This window comes from Pseudomonas sp. WS 5078 (assembly GCF_012985745.1).
Classification (GTDB): domain Bacteria; phylum Pseudomonadota; class Gammaproteobacteria; order Pseudomonadales; family Pseudomonadaceae; genus Aquipseudomonas; species Aquipseudomonas lundensis_A.
The window spans coordinates 1-19382 of the sequence record NZ_JAAQWX010000009.1 but is presented as its reverse complement, the minus strand read 5'-3'; the positions used below and the strand labels follow the sequence as shown (position 1 = coordinate 19382).

At 59.1% G+C, this 19382-nt stretch carries 14 protein-coding genes; 8 read left to right on the top strand and 6 right to left on the bottom strand.

The features are described 5' to 3' along the window. Positions 1-9: 9 nt before the first annotated feature. Complete coding sequence (locus HBN68_RS13470; RefSeq protein WP_169964713.1) at positions 10-3270, top strand: EAL domain-containing protein; 3261 nt, start codon at positions 10-12, stop codon at positions 3268-3270. Positions 3271-3294: 24 nt separating this feature from the next. Here HBN68_RS13470 and HBN68_RS13465 read toward each other — a convergent pair whose 3' ends face one another. Then, complete coding sequence (locus tag HBN68_RS13465) at positions 3295-3753, bottom strand: lipocalin-like domain-containing protein (protein ID WP_169964711.1); 459 nt, start codon at positions 3751-3753, stop codon at positions 3295-3297. Positions 3754-3958: 205 nt separating this feature from the next. Here HBN68_RS13465 and HBN68_RS13460 point away from each other — a divergent pair, with 205 nt between their 5' ends. After that, on the top strand, positions 3959-5140 hold the full coding sequence (locus tag HBN68_RS13460) for an acetyl-CoA C-acyltransferase family protein (RefSeq protein ID WP_169964709.1): 1182 nt from the start codon (positions 3959-3961) through the stop codon (positions 5138-5140). 47 nt (positions 5141-5187) lie between these two features. On the opposite strand, the gene ycaC is transcribed toward HBN68_RS13460, so the two are convergent. Together ycaC and HBN68_RS13450 are read right to left on the bottom strand one after the other, a co-directional pair. After that, a complete protein-coding gene (ycaC, locus tag HBN68_RS13455) occupies positions 5188-5814 on the bottom strand; it encodes an isochorismate family cysteine hydrolase YcaC (protein ID WP_094994905.1) in 627 nt (208 codons plus the stop codon). Positions 5815-5902: 88 nt separating this feature from the next. Next, entirely contained in the window at positions 5903-6769 is an 867-nt protein-coding gene (locus HBN68_RS13450; RefSeq protein WP_094994904.1) for a pirin family protein, read from the bottom strand. 290 nt (positions 6770-7059) lie between these two features. Here HBN68_RS13450 and pvdM point away from each other — a divergent pair, with 290 nt between their 5' ends. From pvdM to HBN68_RS13430, 4 genes are all read left to right on the top strand, one after another. Further along, positions 7060-8409: a pyoverdine-tailoring dipeptidase-like protein PvdM gene (pvdM, locus tag HBN68_RS13445; protein WP_094994903.1), complete on the top strand. Its 1350-nt coding sequence runs from the start codon at positions 7060-7062 to the stop codon at positions 8407-8409. A gap of 15 nt (positions 8410-8424) precedes the next feature. Next, positions 8425-9294, top strand: a complete 870-nt coding sequence (locus tag HBN68_RS13440; protein WP_169964707.1) for a formylglycine-generating enzyme family protein — start codon at positions 8425-8427, stop codon at positions 9292-9294. Between the two features lie 138 nt (positions 9295-9432). Next, on the top strand, positions 9433-11097 hold the full coding sequence (locus HBN68_RS13435) for a cyclic peptide export ABC transporter (protein ID WP_169964705.1): 1665 nt from the start codon (positions 9433-9435) through the stop codon (positions 11095-11097). 170 nt (positions 11098-11267) lie between these two features. Beyond that, on the top strand, positions 11268-13745 hold the full coding sequence (locus tag HBN68_RS13430) for a TonB-dependent siderophore receptor (RefSeq protein ID WP_169964703.1): 2478 nt from the start codon (positions 11268-11270) through the stop codon (positions 13743-13745). Between the two features lie 55 nt (positions 13746-13800). Here the strand turns inward: HBN68_RS13430 and HBN68_RS13425 are convergent, their stop codons facing one another. Both HBN68_RS13425 and HBN68_RS13420 read right to left on the bottom strand, forming a co-directional pair. After that, complete coding sequence (locus HBN68_RS13425) at positions 13801-15627, bottom strand: glycoside hydrolase family 15 protein (protein WP_169964701.1); 1827 nt, start codon at positions 15625-15627, stop codon at positions 13801-13803. Further along, positions 15620-16420 carry a glucose 1-dehydrogenase gene (locus HBN68_RS13420; protein ID WP_094994898.1) on the bottom strand — a complete coding sequence of 267 codons (801 nt, stop codon included), beginning with the start codon at positions 16418-16420 and terminating at the stop codon, positions 15620-15622. Before HBN68_RS13420 ends, HBN68_RS13425 begins: the two co-directional genes overlap by 8 nt. Before the next feature lie 390 nt (positions 16421-16810). Between HBN68_RS13420 and HBN68_RS13415 the strand changes: the two genes are divergently transcribed. Next, entirely contained in the window at positions 16811-17752 is a 942-nt protein-coding gene (locus HBN68_RS13415; RefSeq protein ID WP_169964699.1) for a cupin, read from the top strand. 3 nt (positions 17753-17755) lie between these two features. Here the strand turns inward: HBN68_RS13415 and HBN68_RS13410 are convergent, their stop codons facing one another. Further along, the gene (locus tag HBN68_RS13410; protein WP_169964697.1) at positions 17756-18670 is read right to left on the bottom strand and encodes a LysR family transcriptional regulator; all 915 of its coding nucleotides are present in this window, start codon (positions 18668-18670) and stop codon (positions 17756-17758) included. 219 nt (positions 18671-18889) lie between these two features. Between HBN68_RS13410 and HBN68_RS13405 the strand changes: the two genes are divergently transcribed. Further along, positions 18890-19382: ribonucleotide-diphosphate reductase subunit beta (locus tag HBN68_RS13405; protein WP_169964695.1), on the top strand; the 493-nt coding region annotated here is incomplete at its 3' end.

Below are 19382 nucleotides of genomic sequence, written 5' to 3'. Positions count from 1 at the left end.
TTGCAGCCAATGCCAACACCCGCTGACCCTTTGCACCTACTTTGCGCCTTGACAGACAGCGACCCCTCAGCCGTGGAGCAAAGCTGGCACCAGACGCCACAATTGCTGTCTGCCTTGAAGGCGGCGCGCATGAGCGCCTGGTGCTGGGACATGGAAAGCGGCGATATCCGTTGGTCCGAGGGCTCCCAGGCGCTGTTCGGATTGCCTGCCCGGCATGCCTTGCCGAGCCATCTCGATCAGCTCTCGGCGCTGCCCTTCGACGATTGGCCCAAGGCGCAACGTGTGTTTGATGCCGTGCTAAAAGGCGCCCCGTTGGAGCGCAGCACGCACCACCGGATCCGTTGGCCGGACGGAACATTGCACTGGCTGGAGATACGCGGCAGCCTGGTCTCAAAACCCGGGGCCAGGCCGCGCATGATGGGCGTCCTGCACGAAGTGACGCAGCAGCGTCAGCGCCAGCAGGCCCTAAACAGCTCTGAAGAACGTTTTGCGACCCTGTTTCACCTGTCCCCGAACATGGTGCTACTGGTGCGTATCGAGGACGGGCGAATCAGCGAAGCCAACCACTGTTTTGAAAGCTTGCTGGGCTGGCCGGTGACACACGCCATCGGCCGCACCACGCTGGAGTTGGGGCTATGGCCCGACCCGCAGCAACGCAGCACGTTCATCCAAGCCATTCGCAATCAACACCCGCCGGTGGCGATGGAAGTGCAGCTGCGCGGCCGAAATGGCCAGTTGCACGACGGTATCCTCAGCGCACAGAGGGTCGAACTTGAGAACGAGGAATACCTGGTCAGCACCTTTCTCGACACGAGCGAGCGCAAAAAAACCGAGTTAGCCCTAAAAGACAGTCAGGAACGTCTGGATTTGGCGCTGGATTCGGCGCAGCTGGGTACCTGGGACTGGCACATACCCAGTGGCCAGCTCTATGGCTCGGCCCGTGCCGCACAGTTGCACGGGCTGGAAGCCGTGGCGTTCAATGAATCATTTGATGCGTTTTTCGAGGGTGTTCCGGCGCAAGAACGCAACAACATGCGCAATGCCTACCGCTCACTGCGCGAAGGCCCTGCCGGCAATTATCAATTAACCTACCGCGTGCAGCTCGAAAGTGGCGCCTCGCGCTACCTGGAAAGCCGCGCACGCCTGTACCGTGGCGATGACGGCCAACCCTTGCGCATGGCCGGAACATTGCTCGACATCACTGAGCAAGTGGAGCGCGAACAACGCTTGGTCGCCTCTGAAGAAAAATTTGCCAGCGTGTTTCAAACCAGTCCCGACCCGATTTGCGTCATGCAGGCCGACAGCGGGCAAGTGATGGAAATCAATGCCAGCTTCAGCCAAACCTTTGGCTGGGACATGGACGATTTGCGTGCCAACGGTGATAACCGGGCGCAGCACTTGCAACCCTTATTGAGCGCCTTGCAGGCACCGGCGCAAAACAACCTGACCCTTAACCTGTGGCATAAAAATACCGAAGCCCTCACTTGCGTGCTGACCAGTCGTCACATTGAAGTGGATGGCCAGACGTGCATTGTCGCCACCTTGCGCGACATTACCCAGCAACAGCGCGCCGAGGCGGTGCTTAAAGCCAGCGAGGAGAAATTCGCCAAGGCTTTTCACGCCAGCCCCGACGCCATCACCATCAGCGACTACGCCACGGGCTGTTATCTGGAAGTCAACGACGGTTTCACGCGTCTGACCGGTTATACCAGCGCCGAAGTCATGGGCCGCAGCCCTTACGAACTGGGCATTTGGGGTGACAGCTCGCTGCGTCAGGCGCTACTGGACGAGCTGGAAGAAAAAGGCCGTATCAGCAACCGTGAAATTTTGGGGCGCTCACGCCGTGGCGATCTGCTCAACGTGGAAATTTCCATCGAGCGCATCACCCTGAACGACACGGCCTGCCTGCTGCTGATCGCCCGTGACATCAGTCAACTGAAAGCCGCACAGGCTCAGGTGCGTCATCTGGCCTATCATGACCCGCTCACCAATCTGCCCAACCGGGCCTTGCTGATGGATCGCCTGACCCAGCAAAGCGCCTTGCTGTCACGGCATGACATGCGCGGTGCCCTGCTGTTCCTCGACCTTGACCACTTCAAACACATCAACGACTCACTGGGGCATCCGGTGGGCGATGCGGTGCTGAAAGTCATCACCGCCCGGCTTGAAGCCAGCGTGCGGGTCGAAGACACCGTGGCGCGACTGGGCGGCGACGAATTTGTGGTGCTACTCAGCGGCCTTCACGGTTCGCTGGAGGAAGTCACCCGGCATGTGCGCGCCACGGCCGACACCCTGCGTGAATTGTTGGCCGAACCGATGTTTCTGGATGGTCAACGCCTGCAAGTCACTCCCAGCATCGGCATCGCGCTGATCCCCGATCACGGCTCCAAACCGGCAGACTTGTTCAAACGCGCCGACATTGCCCTGTACCGCGCCAAGGATTCGGGGCGCAACACCACGCAACTGTTCCACCCCGACATGCAGGCCGCCGCCAGCGAACGCATGCGCATAGAGAGTGATTTGCGCACCGCCCTGGCACGCAACGAATTCAGCCTGCACTATCAGCCGCAGGTCGATGCACGGACCAACCGCATTGTCGGCGCCGAAGCGCTGGTGCGTTGGCAACACCCGCAACTGGGGCCCCAGTCGCCGGGCGAGTTCATCAAAATCCTCGAAGACAGCGGATTGATTCTGGACGTGGGCACCTGGATTCTGGAGCAGGCCTGCCGTGATGCGGGTTCGCTGCTCAACGCAGGCCTGATCGATGCCAACGCTTTCCGCCTCTGCGTCAACATCAGCCCGCGTCAATTTCGCCAAAGCAACTTTGTCGAACGGGTAGAACGCAGCCTGCTGGCCCACAGCTTGCCCAGTACCCTGCTCAAGCTGGAAATCACCGAAGGTATCGTGATCCAGAACCTGGACGACACCATCGCCAAAATGCGTCAACTCACGGCCCTGGGCGTGAGTTTTGCGATGGACGATTTTGGTACCGGTTACTCTTCGCTGACGCACCTCAAGCGCCTGCCGGTCGACACGCTGAAAATTGACCAGTCATTCGTGCGCGATGCCATCAACGACCCGAATGACGCAGAGATTATCCGCGCCATTGTGGCGATGGCCCACAGCCTGAAACTCAACGTGGTAGCCGAAGGCGTCGAACGGCTGCAGCAATTGCAGTTTTTACAGAGCCTGGATTGCCACATCTATCAGGGGTATTTGCACAGCCGTCCGGTGCCTCTCAACGCGTTTTGCGCCCTGCTCAAGGCCTGAATCGTGCGGCGGCAGGGGTAACCACTACAGGTTGGGACTGACCCGTTGCCAAGCCAGATTGGCGATTTTCATCGAGCCGTTGAAATTAACCGGCACGTCAGGCGCCAGGTACAGCATGTCACCTTCAATACGACACGTGCGGACTTGACGTTGCCCTCGCCAGTTAGGAAAGAAACTGACAAACATCTCGTGCTCCAGCAATCCGCGCGCTTCATCCACGTAGAAGGGGCCGCTGTAGGCAAAGTAGGTTTTACCCGCCTCCTTGTACTCATGCTCACTGGCCTCAAACGGATCATTGCTGGCCAGGTTAGTGCGTCCGGGCGGACAGAACTGGGCTGACATATACCCGTCAGGCGTATACATGATGATGCCTTCCGGGGTCGTGCCCATCGGGTGGGATTCAATGCCGGTGTCGGTATCGCGCTCCACAAAACTCACCAGTTTCCAGGCGCCAATCAGCGCATTTCGGTCTACGGTAGACATGGCATGCATTTCCTTTGCATAGGGATGGGAGAGCAAAGCCTGCAGGTCAGGCTTCACGAAACCGACAGCGTAGACGGCGATGCCGCATCGTCCATCTATACGCAATGCCACTTATCGAATTCCCCCTCAAACGGACTAGCCCGCAGCCAGTGGCGCTGTGAAATAATCCGGGCCCATCGATCAACAAGAACAATAAGGACGCTTCATGCACACCTCTGACATCTTTATTCTCAGTGCCCGACGCACCGCCATTGGCACCTTCGGTGGCGCGCTGAAAGACGTGCCCCTGTGCGACCTCGCCACCGTTGCCGTGACGGCTGCGCTGTCCAGCAGTCAGGTCGATCCCGAGCGCATGGGTCATGTGGTGATGGGTAATGTGATCCCTACCGAACCCCATGACGCCTACGTCGCGCGGGTTGCGGCGATGCGCGCAGGTATCCCGAAAGAGACGCCCGCCTACAACGTTAACCGCTTGTGCGGGTCGGGCTTGCAAGCCGTCATTGGTGCAGCCCATACGCTGATGCTCGGTGATGCCGAATTTGCCATCGGCGCCGGGGTCGAGTCCATGAGCCGCGGCCCGTATTTGCTGCCCGCTGCACGCTGGGGGGCACGCATGGGCAATGGCATGTTGCAAGACTACATGCTGGGGGTGCTGCACGACCCGTTTCAGGGCATGCACATGGGCGTCACTGCTGAAAACGTCGCTGAACGCAATGGCATCAGCCGCCAATTACAAGATGAATTGGCGCTTGCAGACCAACTGCGGGCGGCCCACGCCATCGCGCAGGGCTACTTCAAGGGGCAGATAGCCCCGGTCGACATTCATGCCCGCACAGGCAGCACGCAGTTCAGTGTCGATGAGCATCCGCGCGCCACTTCGCTGGAACAATTGGCCAGCATGCGCCCTGCGTTCAAAAAAGATGGCACCGTCACCGCCGGTAACGCCTCGGGCCTCAACGATGGCGCCGCCGCGCTGGTGTTGGCCAGCGCTGGCGCCGTGACTTCGGGCAATCTCACGCCCATGGCGCGACTGGTGGCGTATGCCCACGCCGGGGTGGAGCCTGAACTGATGGGGCTCGGGCCAGTCCCCGCCACCCGGCTGGCCCTTAAACGCGCCGGGTTAACCATCAACGACATGGACGTGATCGAGGCCAATATCGCCTTCGCGGCTCAAGCCTGTGCCGTCATGCAAGAACTGGACATGGACCCGGCCAAGGTCAACCCCAATGGTTCGGGCATTGCGCTGGGTCACCCGGTGGGTGCAACCGGTGCGATCATTGCCACCAAGGCCATCCATGAGCTGCACCGCATTCAGGGTCGCTATGCATTGGCCACCATGTGCATCGGCGGTGGTCAGGGGATCGCCGTGATCTTTGAACGGGTTTGACGCCACCATGAAGGACGCTGACGCATGAACGTCAGCGTCCAGCGTGCTTACTTGCTGGCCGTCAAGGTGGTGTAGCTGGTAATCAGGTTGCGGTAGTCCGGGATGTGATTGGAGAACAGCGCGCCCAACCCCTCCACGTCGTTACGCCAGTCGCGGTGCAGCTCGCAGGCCAGGCCAAACCAGGTCATCAACTGCGCGCCGGAGGCGGACATGCGATCCCAGGCCGAGTGACGGGTGATTTCGTTGAACGTACCGGACGCGTCCGTGACCACGAACACCTCATAACCTTCAGCCAGGGCTGACAGTGCCGGAAATGCGACGCACACTTCGGTCACAACGCCAGCAATGATCAGCTGCTTTTTGCCCGTGGCCTTGACTGCCTTGACGAAGTCTTCGTTGTCCCAGGCGTTGATCTGCCCCGGGCGGGCAATGTAGGGCGCATCGGGGAACTGTGCCTTAAGCTCCGGCACCAGCGGGCCGTTGGGGCCTGTTTCAAAACTGGTGGTCAGAATGGTTGGCAACTTGAAGTACGTGGCCAGATCCGCCAGGGCCAGCACGTTGTTCTTGAACTTGTCCGGGTCGATGTCCCTGACCAACGACAGCAGGCCGGCCTGATGATCCACCAACAAAACGGCGGCATTATCCTTGTCCAAACGCTTGTAAGAAGTTGTCACAGGGTATTCCTCTGATGAGTGAATCAAGAACCCGGACCATGACCCTTCATGGCCCGAACGTGCGGCTTCACGCGTTACGACAATGAGGTCAGGCGGGCATGCGACCAAAACGGCCCGATTGAAAATCCACAAACGCCTGCTGAATCTCGGCCTCGCTGTTCATCACAAAGGGACCATGGCCCACGATCGGCTCATCAATGGGTTCGCCGCTCAGGATCAGGAACACCGCATCCTGATCGGCAGCGACATGCACGTGAGTGCCGTCGCGTTCAAACAACGCCAACTGGCCTTCACGCACCTCCTCCTGGCCATTGAGCTGCACCGCACCTTGCAGCACCACCAGTGCCGTGTTGTGGCCGTCGTGCAGATCAAAAGTAGCCGACTTGCCCGCTTGCAACCGAATATCCCACACCTGAATGTCGGTAAAGGTGTGCGCCGGGCCGCGGTGCCCTCCGAACTCACCGGCGATCAGACGCAGGTGTCCGGCATTGTCCTTGAGGGCCACATCCGGGATGTCCCGGTCCAGGATGCCCTGATAACCCGGTGCAGCCATCTTGTCTTTGGCGGGCAGGTTGACCCACAACTGGACCATTTCCAGGGTGCCGCCACGGCGGGCGAATGCCTGGGAATGGAACTCTTCATGCAGGATTCCGGACGCCGCCGTCATCCATTGCACATCACCGGGGCCGATCACACCGCCGTTACCGGTGGAATCGCGGTGTTCGACTTCGCCCTTGTAAACGATGGTGACAGTTTCAAACCCGCGATGCGGGTGTTGCCCTACGCCACGCCGTTGGGTAGTCGGCGTGAACTCGGCGGGGCCTGCGTAATCCAGCAACAGGAATGGGCTGATGTGTTTGCCCATCTGATCGTAAGAAAACATCGTGCGGACCGGAAAACCGTCGCCTACCCAGTGACGACGCGGCGCTGTGTATAGGCCAAGAATCTGTTTCATCGTGTACCTCCCGTGATTCGTGGCAACAGCTTAGAGTCGATATGTTTTGCGCAATAGACTGCGTTTTTGAGCCTTAGCGTTCTATTGGGAGGACGATGGGGCGCGGGCGTGCCCATGCACATACCCAGCACGCGGAGGGTTCAACTCGAAGAACGACTGGCGGGGCGGCTGATACAGCGTAGTAGTCATCGCTGCACCCCTGCCTAAATTACGTGTCATGCCCCTCGTTCTCTCCAGATAGCAAAGGCCGCGCGCCTGCCCCTTGACGGCGGATTTCTACTGAGATGGCAATGACTCAATCACGTTCTAAAACAGCCCTGTTGATCGGTCTTCCCCTGGCCTTGGCTGCCGCCATCGGTGGCGGTTTTCTGGTGTGGGACACGTTTTACAGAGGCAATCCTGGTTACCCGCTGGAAATCATCAAGCAAGCCGACGCGCTTCAGGACCGCATGTTGTCGTTTGACAGCCACATCACCGTGCCACTGGAATTCGGCACAGCGGGTAACGAAACCGACCAGGACGGTCCCGGTCAATTCGACCTGGCCAAGGCAGCCAAGGGCCGGTTATCCGGCGCAGCATTGACCGTGTTCGGCTGGCCGGAAATCTGGAACGGCCCTAACGCACCCCACCGCCCGACCGCAGGCTTCGTCGAGGCAGCGCGCAATGAGCAACAAGCGCGCTACCGGATCATCACCGGCATGGTCCGCGATTTCCCCAACCAAGTCGGCATCGCCTACACCCCGGATGACTTCCGACGCCTGCACGGCGAAGGAAAATTCGCAATTTTTATCAGCATGCTCAACGCCTACCCGTTGGGTAACGACATCAATCAACTGGACATGTGGGCCGCACGCGGCATGCGCATGTTTGGCTTCAGCTATGTGGGCAATAACGATTGGGCCGACTCGTCGCGTCCGCTGCCTTTCTTCAATGACACGCCCGATGCCCTCGACGGCCTGTCGGAAACCGGCAAGCAAGCGGTACGACGCCTGAACGATCTGGGTGTGATTATTGATGTGTCACAGATGTCGACCAAGGCGCTGGAGCAAGTCAGCCAACTCAGCCGCACGCCGATGGTGGCCTCGCATTCGGCCCCGCGAGCGCTGGTGGACATCCCGCGCAACCTCAGCGACAAAGAAATGCAGCTGATCAAGGACAGCGGCGGCGTGGTGCAAATTGTCGGCTTCCCCACCTACCTGCGCCCCTTGAGCAAGAGCAGTCAGGACAAACTCAACACCCTGCGCGGCCAGTTCGACTTGCCGCCATTGCACAGCCTGGAAATGGCCCTGATGCCGGGCGACGCGATTATCACCGTCTGGCCCGAGCAGCGCTTCGGTGAGTACGCGGCCGGGCTTTACGACATCCTCGAGGCGGAACCGAAAGCCACGCTCAAGGATTACGGCGATGCCATTGATTACGCCGTGAAGAAAATCGGTATCGACCACGTGGGCATCAGTTCTGACTTCAATGATGGCGGCGGACTCGATGGCTGGAAGGATGTCAGTGAGACCCGCAACGTCACGGCCGAGCTGTTGCAACGCGGCTACTCGGAAGCCGACATCGCCAAATTGTGGGGCGGAAATTTCCTGCGCGTGTGGGACACCGTGCAAAAAGCCGCCAAACCCGTTTCTCCTCAATAAGTGAACGTGCTGACCATGTTGACGTTGAACCCGCTGTATCGCCTCTCGCTGGCTGCCATGCTGTGCAGTCTGTCCGCTTTCGCCCACGCAAACGAACCCGCCAAACCGGGTACTGTATTCAAAGATTGCAAGGACTGCCCCGAAATGGTGGTGTTACCCACCGGCAGCTTCATGATGGGCACCCCGCTCGATGAAGTCGGCCGCGAGCCGGATGAAGGCCCGCTGCATAAAGTGACCTTCAGCAAGCCTCTGGCCATTAGCCGCTTTCAGATCACGGCCGCCGAGTTTGACGCCTACATCGGGGACACCGGGGTCACGATAGCCGACGGCGACGACCGGCCGGGACGCGCGTGCATTGCCAGCAAACCGCGCTACCCGCAGGGTCCGCGCCAACCGGCGGTGTGCATGGACTTTGACGATGTCAAACACTACGTCAGCTGGCTCTCGAAAAAGACAGGCAAACCCTATCGCATGGTCAGCGAAGCCACCCGCGAATATGCCGCCCGGGCAGGTTCGAGCGGCCCCTTCCCCTTCCCCATGGATGAAGGCAAGGAATACAGCATCGCCAAACATGCCAACACATATGGCCCGACCGATGGCTACAGCTACACCTCGCCCGTTGGCAGTTACCCGGCCAATGCGTTCGGCGTGTATGACATGCACGGTAACGTTTACGAGTGGCTCGAAGACTGCAAACACAACGACTACGTGGGCGCTCCCACTGACGGCAGCGCCTGGGTGACGGACAGCACCTGCGAACTGCGCCAGATTCGCGGCAACGACTGGGGCGAAGCGCCGGTATTCTCCCGTTCGGGCAACCGCAATGACATCTACCCGCAGACGCGGGGGGACTGGGTAGGTTTCCGGGTACAGCGCGCGCTTTAGCGTCTACACGAGGCTGCGCAAGAATTCGCAGCCTCGCCCCTCGACAGCGACAACCCCGGCGTGACGCCTGCTAAATCCCCGGCCTAATCACTCGTTCACAAAAGACTGTCCTTCCCGTGATTCAAGGAACTTTTGTTTATGAGCCAGCCCGCCACGCCACGCCCCACCCCCGGGGTTTTTCGAGAACTGCTCCACCTGCTCAAGCCGTTCCGGCTCATTGTCAGCCTGTCCGTCCTGCTCGGCATGGTGGGCGGCCTGAGCGTCACGGTGTTGTTGGCCACCATCAACAGTGCCTTGCACGCCGAGGGCGGCCTCACCCATCAGGTGGTTGCTCTGTTTGCCGGGCTCTGCCTACTGGCGCTCATCAGCACCATTTGTTCAGACATCGGCAGCAACTATGTTGGCCAGCACATCATCGCCCGGCTGCGCAAAGAGCTGGGGGAAAAAGTCCTGTCAGCGCCCATCTCGCAGATCGAGCGCTATCGCAGCCATCGCCTGATTCCCGTCCTGACCCATGACGTCGACACCATCAGCGACTTCGCTTTTGCCTTCGCGCCACTGGCGATTTCCCTGACAGTAACACTGGGCTGCATGGGCTATCTGGCCATGCTCTCGTGGCCGATGTTCCTGATGATGCTGGTGGCCATCGTCATCGGCACGGTGATTCAGTACATCGCGCGCGGCCACGGCCTGAACGGTTTCAATGAAGCCCGCGAAGCCGAAGACGATTTGCAAAAGCACTACAACGCCATTGCAGAAGGCGCCAAGGAGCTGCGCATTCACCGTGCGCGCCGCCAACGCATGTTCGTCTCGGGCATCCAGCGCACCGCGCAGAAAATCTGTGACATACAAGTGCGTTCGATCAACACCTTCGTGATCGCCAAGAGCCTGGGTTCGATGTTGTTCTTTGTGGTCATTGGCCTGGCGCTCGCCATGCAGTCGTTATGGCCCAGCACCAACCCCGGCGTAATCAGCGGTTTTGTACTGGTGCTGCTGTACATGAAAGGCCCGCTGGAGCACATGATCAGCACCCTGCCAATCATCAGTCGCGCGCAAATTGCCTTGCGCCGCATTGCAGACCTCTCCGAGCAGTTCAATTCCCCCGAACCGCACCTGCTGCTCAGTGAACCTGCTGCACAGGACAACACCGTTAACTGCCTTGAACTGGTGGATGTGAGCTACAGCTTCGCGCCTGTAGACGGCAGCGCGCCGTTTCGTCTGGGGCCGGTCAACCTAAAGATCAATGCGGGCGACATTGTGTTCATCGTCGGTGAAAACGGGTGTGGCAAAACCACCCTGATCAAATTGTTGCTGGGCCTGTATGCCCCCCAACAGGGCGAAATCCGTCTCAACGGGCAAGCCGTGACGGCACACAGCCGCGACGATTATCGGCAGCTGTTTACGACGATTTTTGCCGATTATTACCTGTTCGACGACGTGGTGCAGGGCGACATGAACATCCCGCAGGATGCCGAGCAATACCTCAAGCGCCTCGAAATATCGCACAAGGTCAGCATCAATGGCGGGCAGTTCAGCACCACCGACCTGTCGACGGGCCAGCGCAAGCGCCTGGCGCTGGTGAACGCCTGGCTCGAAGAGCGCCCGGTCTTGGTGTTCGATGAATGGGCTGCCGATCAGGACCCGACCTTCCGCAGGATTTTCTATACCGAATTGCTGCCGGACCTGAAGCGGCTGGGCAAGACCATCATCGTCATTTCCCACGACGACCGTTATTTCGACGTCGCTGACCATCTGGTGCGCATGGACAGCGGTAAGGTCAGCACGGCGCTGGAACCCGCTTGAAGCCCCCTGCCCCATAAGCCTTTACGTGCCGCTACCGACTGGGGTTGGTGCCTGCCAAAAAATAATCGACCTTTTTTCAGGCACTTCTTTCCGGTTTATCAATCGAGCTGCGTCTAATAACTATTCCCATTAACAGACAATTACCCCCTCCTTCGGAGCTTCGGCACGTAATGCAACGACCAAACTTGAGACGGACCCCGCTTTCGATCGCTACCCAGCGCCAGACCGTTCGCCGCACGCTGTTGTCCAGTGCGTTGGTAGCCTCGGTGCTGCTGGGTTCATCCCTTGCTCAAGCGGCCCCGGTGGCCTTGAACATCCCGGCACAATCGCTGGCCAACGCGCTGAACGAACTGGGCACGCAGGCCAACCTGCAGATCCTGTACAGCGCCGATCAGGTTCAAGGGATCAAATCGCATGCCGTGTCCGGCTCACTGGAACCGGTCAAAGCCCTGGAAACCCTGCTACAAGGCAGCGGCATGTCCTACCAGCTCAACGGTGATACCGTCATCCTCAGCACACCACAAGGCAAAGGGCTGGAGCTGGGGGCTACTACCATCTCCGGTCAAGGAATCGGCAATTCCCTGACCACCGAAGGCACAGGTTCCTACACAACGGGCGCCACCAGCAGTTCGACCAAACTGCCGCTTTCGATTCGGGAAACGCCACAGACTGTGACGGTCGTCACCCGCCAGAACATGGATGACCAGGGCGCACAAAGCATTGGCGATGTGCTGCGCAACGCGCCGGGCATTTCGACCCAGGCGTATGACAGCGACCGCATGGAGTATTCGGCCCGCGGTTACGCCATCACCAACTTCCAGTACGACGGTGTTAACTCCATGTACGACGGCGTTTTCGACGAGGGCGCCACCAAAGTCGACATGGCCTTGTATGACCGCGTCGACATCGTCAAAGGCGCAACCGGCCTGTTGTCGGGCTCGGGCGAGCCTTCAGCCACCGTGAACCTGATCCGTAAGAAACCAACCCGTGAATTCAAGGCTTCGATCACCGGCAGCGCGGGATCGTGGGACAACTACCGCACTGAAGCCGATGTGTCCGGACCGTTGAACGAAGACGGCAACGTGCGCGGGCGCTTCGTCACCGCGTTGCAGGACGCTGATTCCTACATTGACCATTACTCAAAAAAGAATCAGGTGTTCTACGGCATCCTTGAAGCCGATATCACGCCGGACACGCTGTTTACCTTTGGCATGGACTACCAGAACATCAAGCCGCGCGGCTCATCCTGGACGGGTAATCCGTACTACTTCTCCAACTACACCAAGACCGATTTCAGCCGCTCGTTCAACCCGGCCACCGACTGGAGCCGTCGCGACGTGCAGGCGCGCACCACGTTCGCATCGCTGGAACACCGGTTCGCCAATGACTGGAAAATCAAAGGCACCTTGAACCAGCAGGTTAACGATCACGACACCCAGTTGGGCTCGGCCAGTGGCGGCATGCCCAATCCGGTCACGGGCGAAGGCATGTTCTTCTATTGGGGCAAGTGGGAGGGTCATCGCGTCCAGAACACCTTCGATCTCAACGCCACCGGGCCGTTCAGCCTGTTCGGGCGCGAGCATGAGCTGGTCGTGGGCTATACCTCCCAAGAGTCACGCCAAACCGGCGCGACCTTTGACGGCAGCCTGATCGAAAATGTCCCGGGCAGTATTTTCGACTGGAAGGGCAAATACCCGAAGCCGGACTTCCCGAAAAACGGCAAGTACGAGACCAACCAAAACCAGAACAGCGCTTACATCGCCGCACGTTTTAAACCGACTGACGACCTGTCGTTGATCCTTGGCAGCCGTGTCAGCGATTTCCAGTACAACAGCACCTACAAATATTACGTACAAGCACCGCCCACCTTTGAGGACAACAAAACCACGTCCAAGCAGCATGGCCGTGTGACGCCTTACGCCGGTGCCGTGTATGACATCAACGACACCTATTCGGTCTACGCCAGCTACACCTCGATTTACAAACCGGTCACCAATAGAAGCGCTTCGGGCACCACCTTGGCGCCGACTGAGGGCAACAGCTACGAAATCGGCCTCAAAAGCGAATATTTCGATGGCCGGCTGAACGCCAGCATTGCCGCGTTCCGTACCGAGCAGAAGAAACTGCCGATCCAGATTGGCACCAACCCTAATACCAACGAAGGCATTTTTGAATCGCTCGACGGTGCGACCACCAAAGGGGTGGAGTTCGAACTGAGCGGTGAAATCATGCCGGATTGGAACATCAGCGCCGGTTACACCTACGCCCAGACCCGCTCGGACGACGGCGAACGTGTGTACGGCTATCCGCTGGAAACCACCAAACCCGAAAACGTGGCCAAGCTGTTCACCACCTACCGCCTGCCGGGCCTGTTGAACAAAGTCACCGTCGGGGGCGGCGTGAACTGGCAAAGCCCGTTCTACGGCAAGATCTATAACGATGCCAAAGGCGACTACGACATCATCGAGCAGCACAGCTACGCCCTGGTCAACCTGATGACCCGTTACGAGTACAACGAGCACCTGACGTTCAACCTCAACGCCAACAACGTGTTCGACAAGAAGTACCTCACCGGTCTGGGCAACTTCAACACCACCTATTACGGTGAGCCGCGCAGCCTGATGCTGACCACCAAGTACACGTTCTAAGCGTTACCGGCAGCACCCAAAAAGCCCCGACACACCTGCGTCGGGGCTTTTGCATTCAGGGTTGCCACTGGGTTTTCTGATGGTCCAGTTTGCGGTCCAGAAAGCTGGCGGCGCTGATCAACGCCAGATGGGTCAGCGCCTGGGGCGTGTTGCCCAGATGCCTGGCATGGCAATCGAACTCTTCGGCATACAAGCCCAGGGGGTTGGCGTAACGCAGCAGCTGTTCGAACTCCAGGTGCGCCTTTTCTACCTGTCCGGCTCGCGCCAGACATTCCACGTACCAGAACGAGCAGGCCGCAAACGCCCCTTCGGTGCCTTCAAGGCCGTCCATGCCCTCTTCCTCATTCAGGTAGCGGTACACCATGCCATCGCGCACCAACGTGCGTTCAATCGCCTGCAAGGTCGCCAACCAGCGCGGATCTGTGGCGCCGACAAAACGCACCAGCGGCATCAACAACATGGAACCGTCGAGCGCCGTGCCGCCTTTGTATTGCACGAAATGCCCGCGTTCTGCGTTCCAGAAGTTGTCCCAGATATCCGCGTGAATGGCCTGACGCGCAGCGTTCCAACGCTCAAAGGGGGCAGGCAGCGAACGCTTTGACGCCAGGCGGATGGCACGGTCCAGCGCCACCCAGCACATCAGCCGCGAATGCAGGAAGTGATGCTTCTCGCCGCGCATTTCCCAAATGCCCACATCTTTTTGATCCCAAACCTCACACACCTCATCAACAAGGCGAGTCACGTGCTGCCAGCCTTCATGGCTGATGGCCTCGCCGTATTTGTTGGTCAAATACACCGCATCCAGCAGCTCGCCATAGATGTCCAACTGCACTTGATCCACCGCGCCATTGCCCACGCGCACGGGGGTGGCGCCGCCGTGGCCGGCCAGGTGATCCAGCTCACGTTCCGGCAGTTCACGGCGACCGTCGATGCCATACATGATGTTGAGTTTGAGCGGCTGATCGCAGCAATCGCCAACACGACTGCGCAACCAACGCATGAAACTGTTGGCCTCTTCGACAAAACCGAGTCGGACAAAAGCGTAAACCGTGAAGGAAGCGTCGCGAATCCACGTGTAGCGGTAGTCCCAATTGCGTTCACCGCCGCGGGTTTCGGGCAGGCCAAAGGTGGCGGCCGCAATAATTGCCCCCTCTTTGCGCGAGGTCAGGAGTTTGAGCGCCAATGCCGAGCGATTGATCATTTCGCGCCAACGTCCGCGGTAAGTCGATTGCGCAAGCCACTGCCGCCAAAACTGCACCGTGTGCTGCAGCGCCAGCTCGCTGCTGCCCAGATGGACGCGCGGGTCTTGAGCTGCGCCGAGGATAAACTCCGCAGTCTGCCCCTGCTCCAGCATGAACGTACTGCACGCCGCCTGATGCTCAACGGTCAAAGGCTGGCTGGCAACCAGACGCAACGACGGTTGGCCAGACGCCTCAAAATACACATCCGCGCCTTGCGCCCGGGCTTGCGTGTCGGCCCGGGCGTAGTCATGACGCACCGCGCAGCGCGCGGTAAAGGCCGCCCGGCCACTGACCACCCGCACTCGACGCATCAGGACCGGCAACGCCTCAGCAGAATCACTGACGGGTAATAGATCCGTGACTTCCACCACCGCTTGCGCGCTCAGCCAGCGGGTTTGCAGAACATTGGTGTCAGGTAGGTAGATTTGTTCACGCCGGGCGTCCGGCATGTGCGGTGCCAACTGAAAGATGCCGGCCTCGGGGCTGTCGAGCAACGCGCAGAAGATTGAAGGACTGTCGAACTCCGGCCAGCAGAAAAAATCCACACTGCCTGTGTCATTCACCAACGCTGCGGTGCGCATGTCGCCGATGATGCCATGAGCTTCGATGTGACGTTGAGTTTCGGTATCGGGTTTAACCATTGCCGCGGAACTCCGGATAAAGGCTCATGCCGCCATCAATAAACAACGTGCTGCCCACCACGTAGTCGGACACATCGCTGGCCAGCCATACCACGGCGTTGGCCACATCTTCGGCCTCGCCCACGCGACCGTACGGGATCAACGTCAGAAGGGCCTGTTCCGCTTCACCTTCGGTGACATCACTGTTGATGGCCGTGCGGATCGCACCCGGCGCAATACTATTGATACGGATTTTCTGATGGCTGACTTCTTGCGCCAGGCTGCGCATCAACATGTCCAGCCCGCCTTTGGAGGTCGCGTAATTCACATGCCCGGCCCACGGAATCACCTGATGCACCGAACTCATGTGAATAATCTTGCCCGCCGCCCGCGACACCCCTTCACGAATGCCCTGACGGTTGAAGATGCGCAGCGCTGACCGTGCGCACAGAAACTGCCCGGTCAGGTTGACACCGATGACGGCGTTCCATTGCTCCAGGGTCATCTCGGCTGCCGGGGCATCCTGCTGAATGCCGGAATTGGCCAGCAGAATGTCCAGATACCCGAACGTCTCCAGTGTCTGCTCGAACAAACGCTCGACATCCGCCTCTTTCGACACATCCCCGCCAAGGGCAATCGCCCTGCCTCCGCCCGCATTGATCTCGGCCGCCAGCGCCTGTGCGGGTTGCGCCTGCGCGTTGTAATGCACCACCACCGCGGCACCGGCTGCCGCCAGCGCCCGGGCACTGGCCGCGCCAATCCCGGAACTGCCGCCCGTGACCAGCGCCACCTGTTGCGTGAGAGAAATTTGCATGAGTGTCAGCACCTGTTTGTGAGTGGGCTTTGAGTGCTGACTAGTGCGGGACGGCAGGAGTTCCGTGGGACATCAGATCGCCTCACTCAATAGCCGGTGACTGCCTTGAAATTCAAACAATTGCTGAAAGCATCAGGCTTGAACATCGACCTGGAGCTATCGATCCGCCACGATAACCAAGCGCTGGGATGAGCACTGTATTAGAGGCATCTCGGATGTTTGGAAGGAATTTTCTGAAATTTTAAATCTGTATATCGCCCGGCAAGAAAACGTTTGCCCCCTTCCCGGCACAACTGCTGTTCCGTTTGAGGCCTTAATGAGCGGACCCTCGCTTCGTATAGTGGCTTGAACCTGTACCCGTTAGGCCACTTACAAGAAGAAGGGGTTTGCATGAATAGCCTGAACGCTCCACTGCACCACGTTGATCTGCTGAATGCCGAGCATGACGCTGAATATTTCGAATACAGCAAGGCAGCGAATCCGATTAGCGCCGGGTTGATTTCGCGTATTCCCTATCAGAACTTTCCATCATCGCTGTACGACGCGGGCCCTAGCCGTCTTATACCTTTAGACCTGAGTGAGGCGCTGGGCTGTGAGGGGCCCGCAACCGGGCCGGGGCTGCTGGCGAGTTTTATCCGGCTCAATGCCGGTGAACGTCTGACCTTGTCCCCGACTGCGACGTCGCAGGTGTTGTATGTCATCGCCGGACGCGGTGGGTTGGCGCAAGGCGATGTGGCGTTTGAATGGGAGAAAGGGTGTTTTATCGCTGTCCCGGGAATGGAGGCTGTCGAGCTGGATGCCAGCGAGGACGCACGTTTTTACTACGTCCACGATGAGCCGCTGTTGCGCTATCTGGGTGTTACCCCCACCCAACAGCAATTCAGCGCCACGCTGTACCCGGCCCATAAAGCCAACGCCAAACTGCGCGAAGCTGCCGATGACCCGAGGGCTCAGGACCGCAGCCGTATCAGTATCCTGCTGGGCAACCGGCATTTCCCCCAAACACGCACAGTGACCCACGTGTTGTGGGCGATGTACGGGATTTTGCCTGCTGGTTCTGTACAGAAACCCCACCGCCACCAATCCATTGCTCTGGACTTCATCATTGACTGCCCGTCAGGGTGTTACACCTTGGTAGGCACGGACATTGACGAGACCGGTCAGATCCGCAATCCGACCCGGGTCGACTGGGCACCGGGGCTGGCGTTTGTCACGCCGCCAGGCTACTGGCATGCGCATTTCAATGAGTCGGACAGTGAGGCGTTTCTGATTCCGATCCAGGACGCAGGTTTGCAAACCTACCTGCGGGCACTGGATATCCGCTTCAGTTGAACCTCACGGCTGCCAATACGCCGGACTGCCCACCCGCTCGACCATAAAGTCGATGAAACAGCGAACCTTGGAAGACACGGTGCGCTTGGGTGGGTACACCAGCCACAGCGATGCAGGCACGTGGGTGGCTTGCACTTGCCACTGCGGTAGCCATTGCACCAAGGCCCCGGACGCCAGTTTCCGGGCCACCAGCCAGTCCGGTAAACACGCCACGCCGAGCCCTTGCTCCACCGCGAGCAATTGCGCGTCCAGGTCATTGATCCGCAAAGGCCCCGCCACGGGCACGCGTTCGACCGCGTGGGTATGCCCGAAAGCCGGCACAAAAAAAACCTCCTCCGGCAGGTTGCCATTGAGCAACACCGCGCTCACTTCCTGGGGCATTGCCGGGGCCGGGTGTTGCTGTGCATAGGCCGCACTGACACACACCAATGTCCGCTCGCTGGCCAGTTTGCGCGCCTTTAGGCTGGAGTCGGGCAAGACGCCAATACGCACGGCCAGATCGACACCGGCATTGATCAGGCTTACGTGATGATCGTCCAGTGTCAGTTCCAGCCGGACCTCGGGGTGTCGCGACATGAATTCGCCAAGTAACGGCAGAATGTGCTGACGGGCGAATGCGGGGGGAACATTCAGTTTCAACAGGCCGCGCGGGTGCTGATTAAGCGAAGACGTTGCCTGTTTGGCGTGATCCAGCGCGTCGAGTACGCACACTGCATGTTGCAGGAATGTCTCTCCGCCTTCGGTCAGGCGCAAGGTGCGGGTGGAACGATTGAACAAGGCAATGCCCAGATCCTGCTCAAGGTCCTTGATATACCGCGAAACCGTCGAGGCTTTGATCGACAGTTTTTCGGCTGCCCGGGAAAAATTATTGGCCTGTGCTGCTTCGACAAAAGCACTCAGCGCTGCGAAATAGTCCATGACGGGCCTGCGCAAGGGGAAAGTCGCCAAAGGCTATCAGATTCACCTATTCCAGCGTGTAGGCCGCCAGGAGATTTCAGGTTGACCCTTCACACCTTCGACTATATGGTGTGCCAACAAATAAACAGAAACACTACATGATGTGTTTTTTCATTTAGCCCACACTATTTGACAACCACAGCTCGTGGCCGAAATCCGCCTCCCCAAAAGGAAACCCCTATGTTGAATTGGGACAGTTCTGATACCGAAGACCTTGGCACACCTGCGGTGCAACCCGTTTCCACCGCGCTGGATGCACTCAATAGCGTTGGCGATCAGGAGGCTATGAAGGCACGTCAGGTCACAGCCGACGATACGCCCGCCATCATCCGCGCCAAGTCGGCCCTGAACACGCTGGATGTGGCTGAAGGTCTGGCCGAACTCGAAGGCGCCAGCGCCCGTGTCGCCGTTGATGAAAAGATGATGATCAACTGCCGTGCCGACCTTAACCAGCTCGTGCCGTTCAAATACGACTGGGCCTGGCAGAAGTACCTCGACGGCTGCGCAAACCACTGGATGCCGCAAGAAGTCAACATGACCGCCGATATCGCCCTCTGGAAAAACCCGGAAGGCCTGACTGACGACGAACGCCGCATCGTGATGCGCAACCTGGGCTTCTTCTCCACCGCCGACTCGCTGGTTGCCAACAATCTGGTACTGGCCGTGTACCGCT

Coding starts and splice junctions, on each gene's coding strand:
- HBN68_RS13470 (WP_169964713.1), top strand. CDS start 10: ATGCCAACACCCGCTGACCCTTTGCACCTACTTTGCGCCTTGACAGAC.
- HBN68_RS13465 (WP_169964711.1), bottom strand. CDS start 3,753: ATGTCTACCGTAGACCGAAATGCGCTGATTGGCGCCTGGAAACTGGTG.
- HBN68_RS13460 (WP_169964709.1), top strand. CDS start 3,959: ATGCACACCTCTGACATCTTTATTCTCAGTGCCCGACGCACCGCCATT.
- HBN68_RS13450 (WP_094994904.1), bottom strand. CDS start 6,769: ATGAAACAGATTCTTGGCCTATACACAGCGCCGCGTCGTCACTGGGTA.
- pvdM (WP_094994903.1), top strand. CDS start 7,060: ATGACTCAATCACGTTCTAAAACAGCCCTGTTGATCGGTCTTCCCCTG.
- HBN68_RS13440 (WP_169964707.1), top strand. CDS start 8,425: ATGTTGACGTTGAACCCGCTGTATCGCCTCTCGCTGGCTGCCATGCTG.
- HBN68_RS13435 (WP_169964705.1), top strand. CDS start 9,433: ATGAGCCAGCCCGCCACGCCACGCCCCACCCCCGGGGTTTTTCGAGAA.
- HBN68_RS13430 (WP_169964703.1), top strand. CDS start 11,268: ATGCAACGACCAAACTTGAGACGGACCCCGCTTTCGATCGCTACCCAG.
- HBN68_RS13425 (WP_169964701.1), bottom strand. CDS start 15,627: ATGGTTAAACCCGATACCGAAACTCAACGTCACATCGAAGCTCATGGC.
- HBN68_RS13420 (WP_094994898.1), bottom strand. CDS start 16,420: ATGCAAATTTCTCTCACGCAACAGGTGGCGCTGGTCACGGGCGGCAGT.
- HBN68_RS13415 (WP_169964699.1), top strand. CDS start 16,811: ATGAATAGCCTGAACGCTCCACTGCACCACGTTGATCTGCTGAATGCC.
- HBN68_RS13410 (WP_169964697.1), bottom strand. CDS start 18,670: ATGGACTATTTCGCAGCGCTGAGTGCTTTTGTCGAAGCAGCACAGGCC.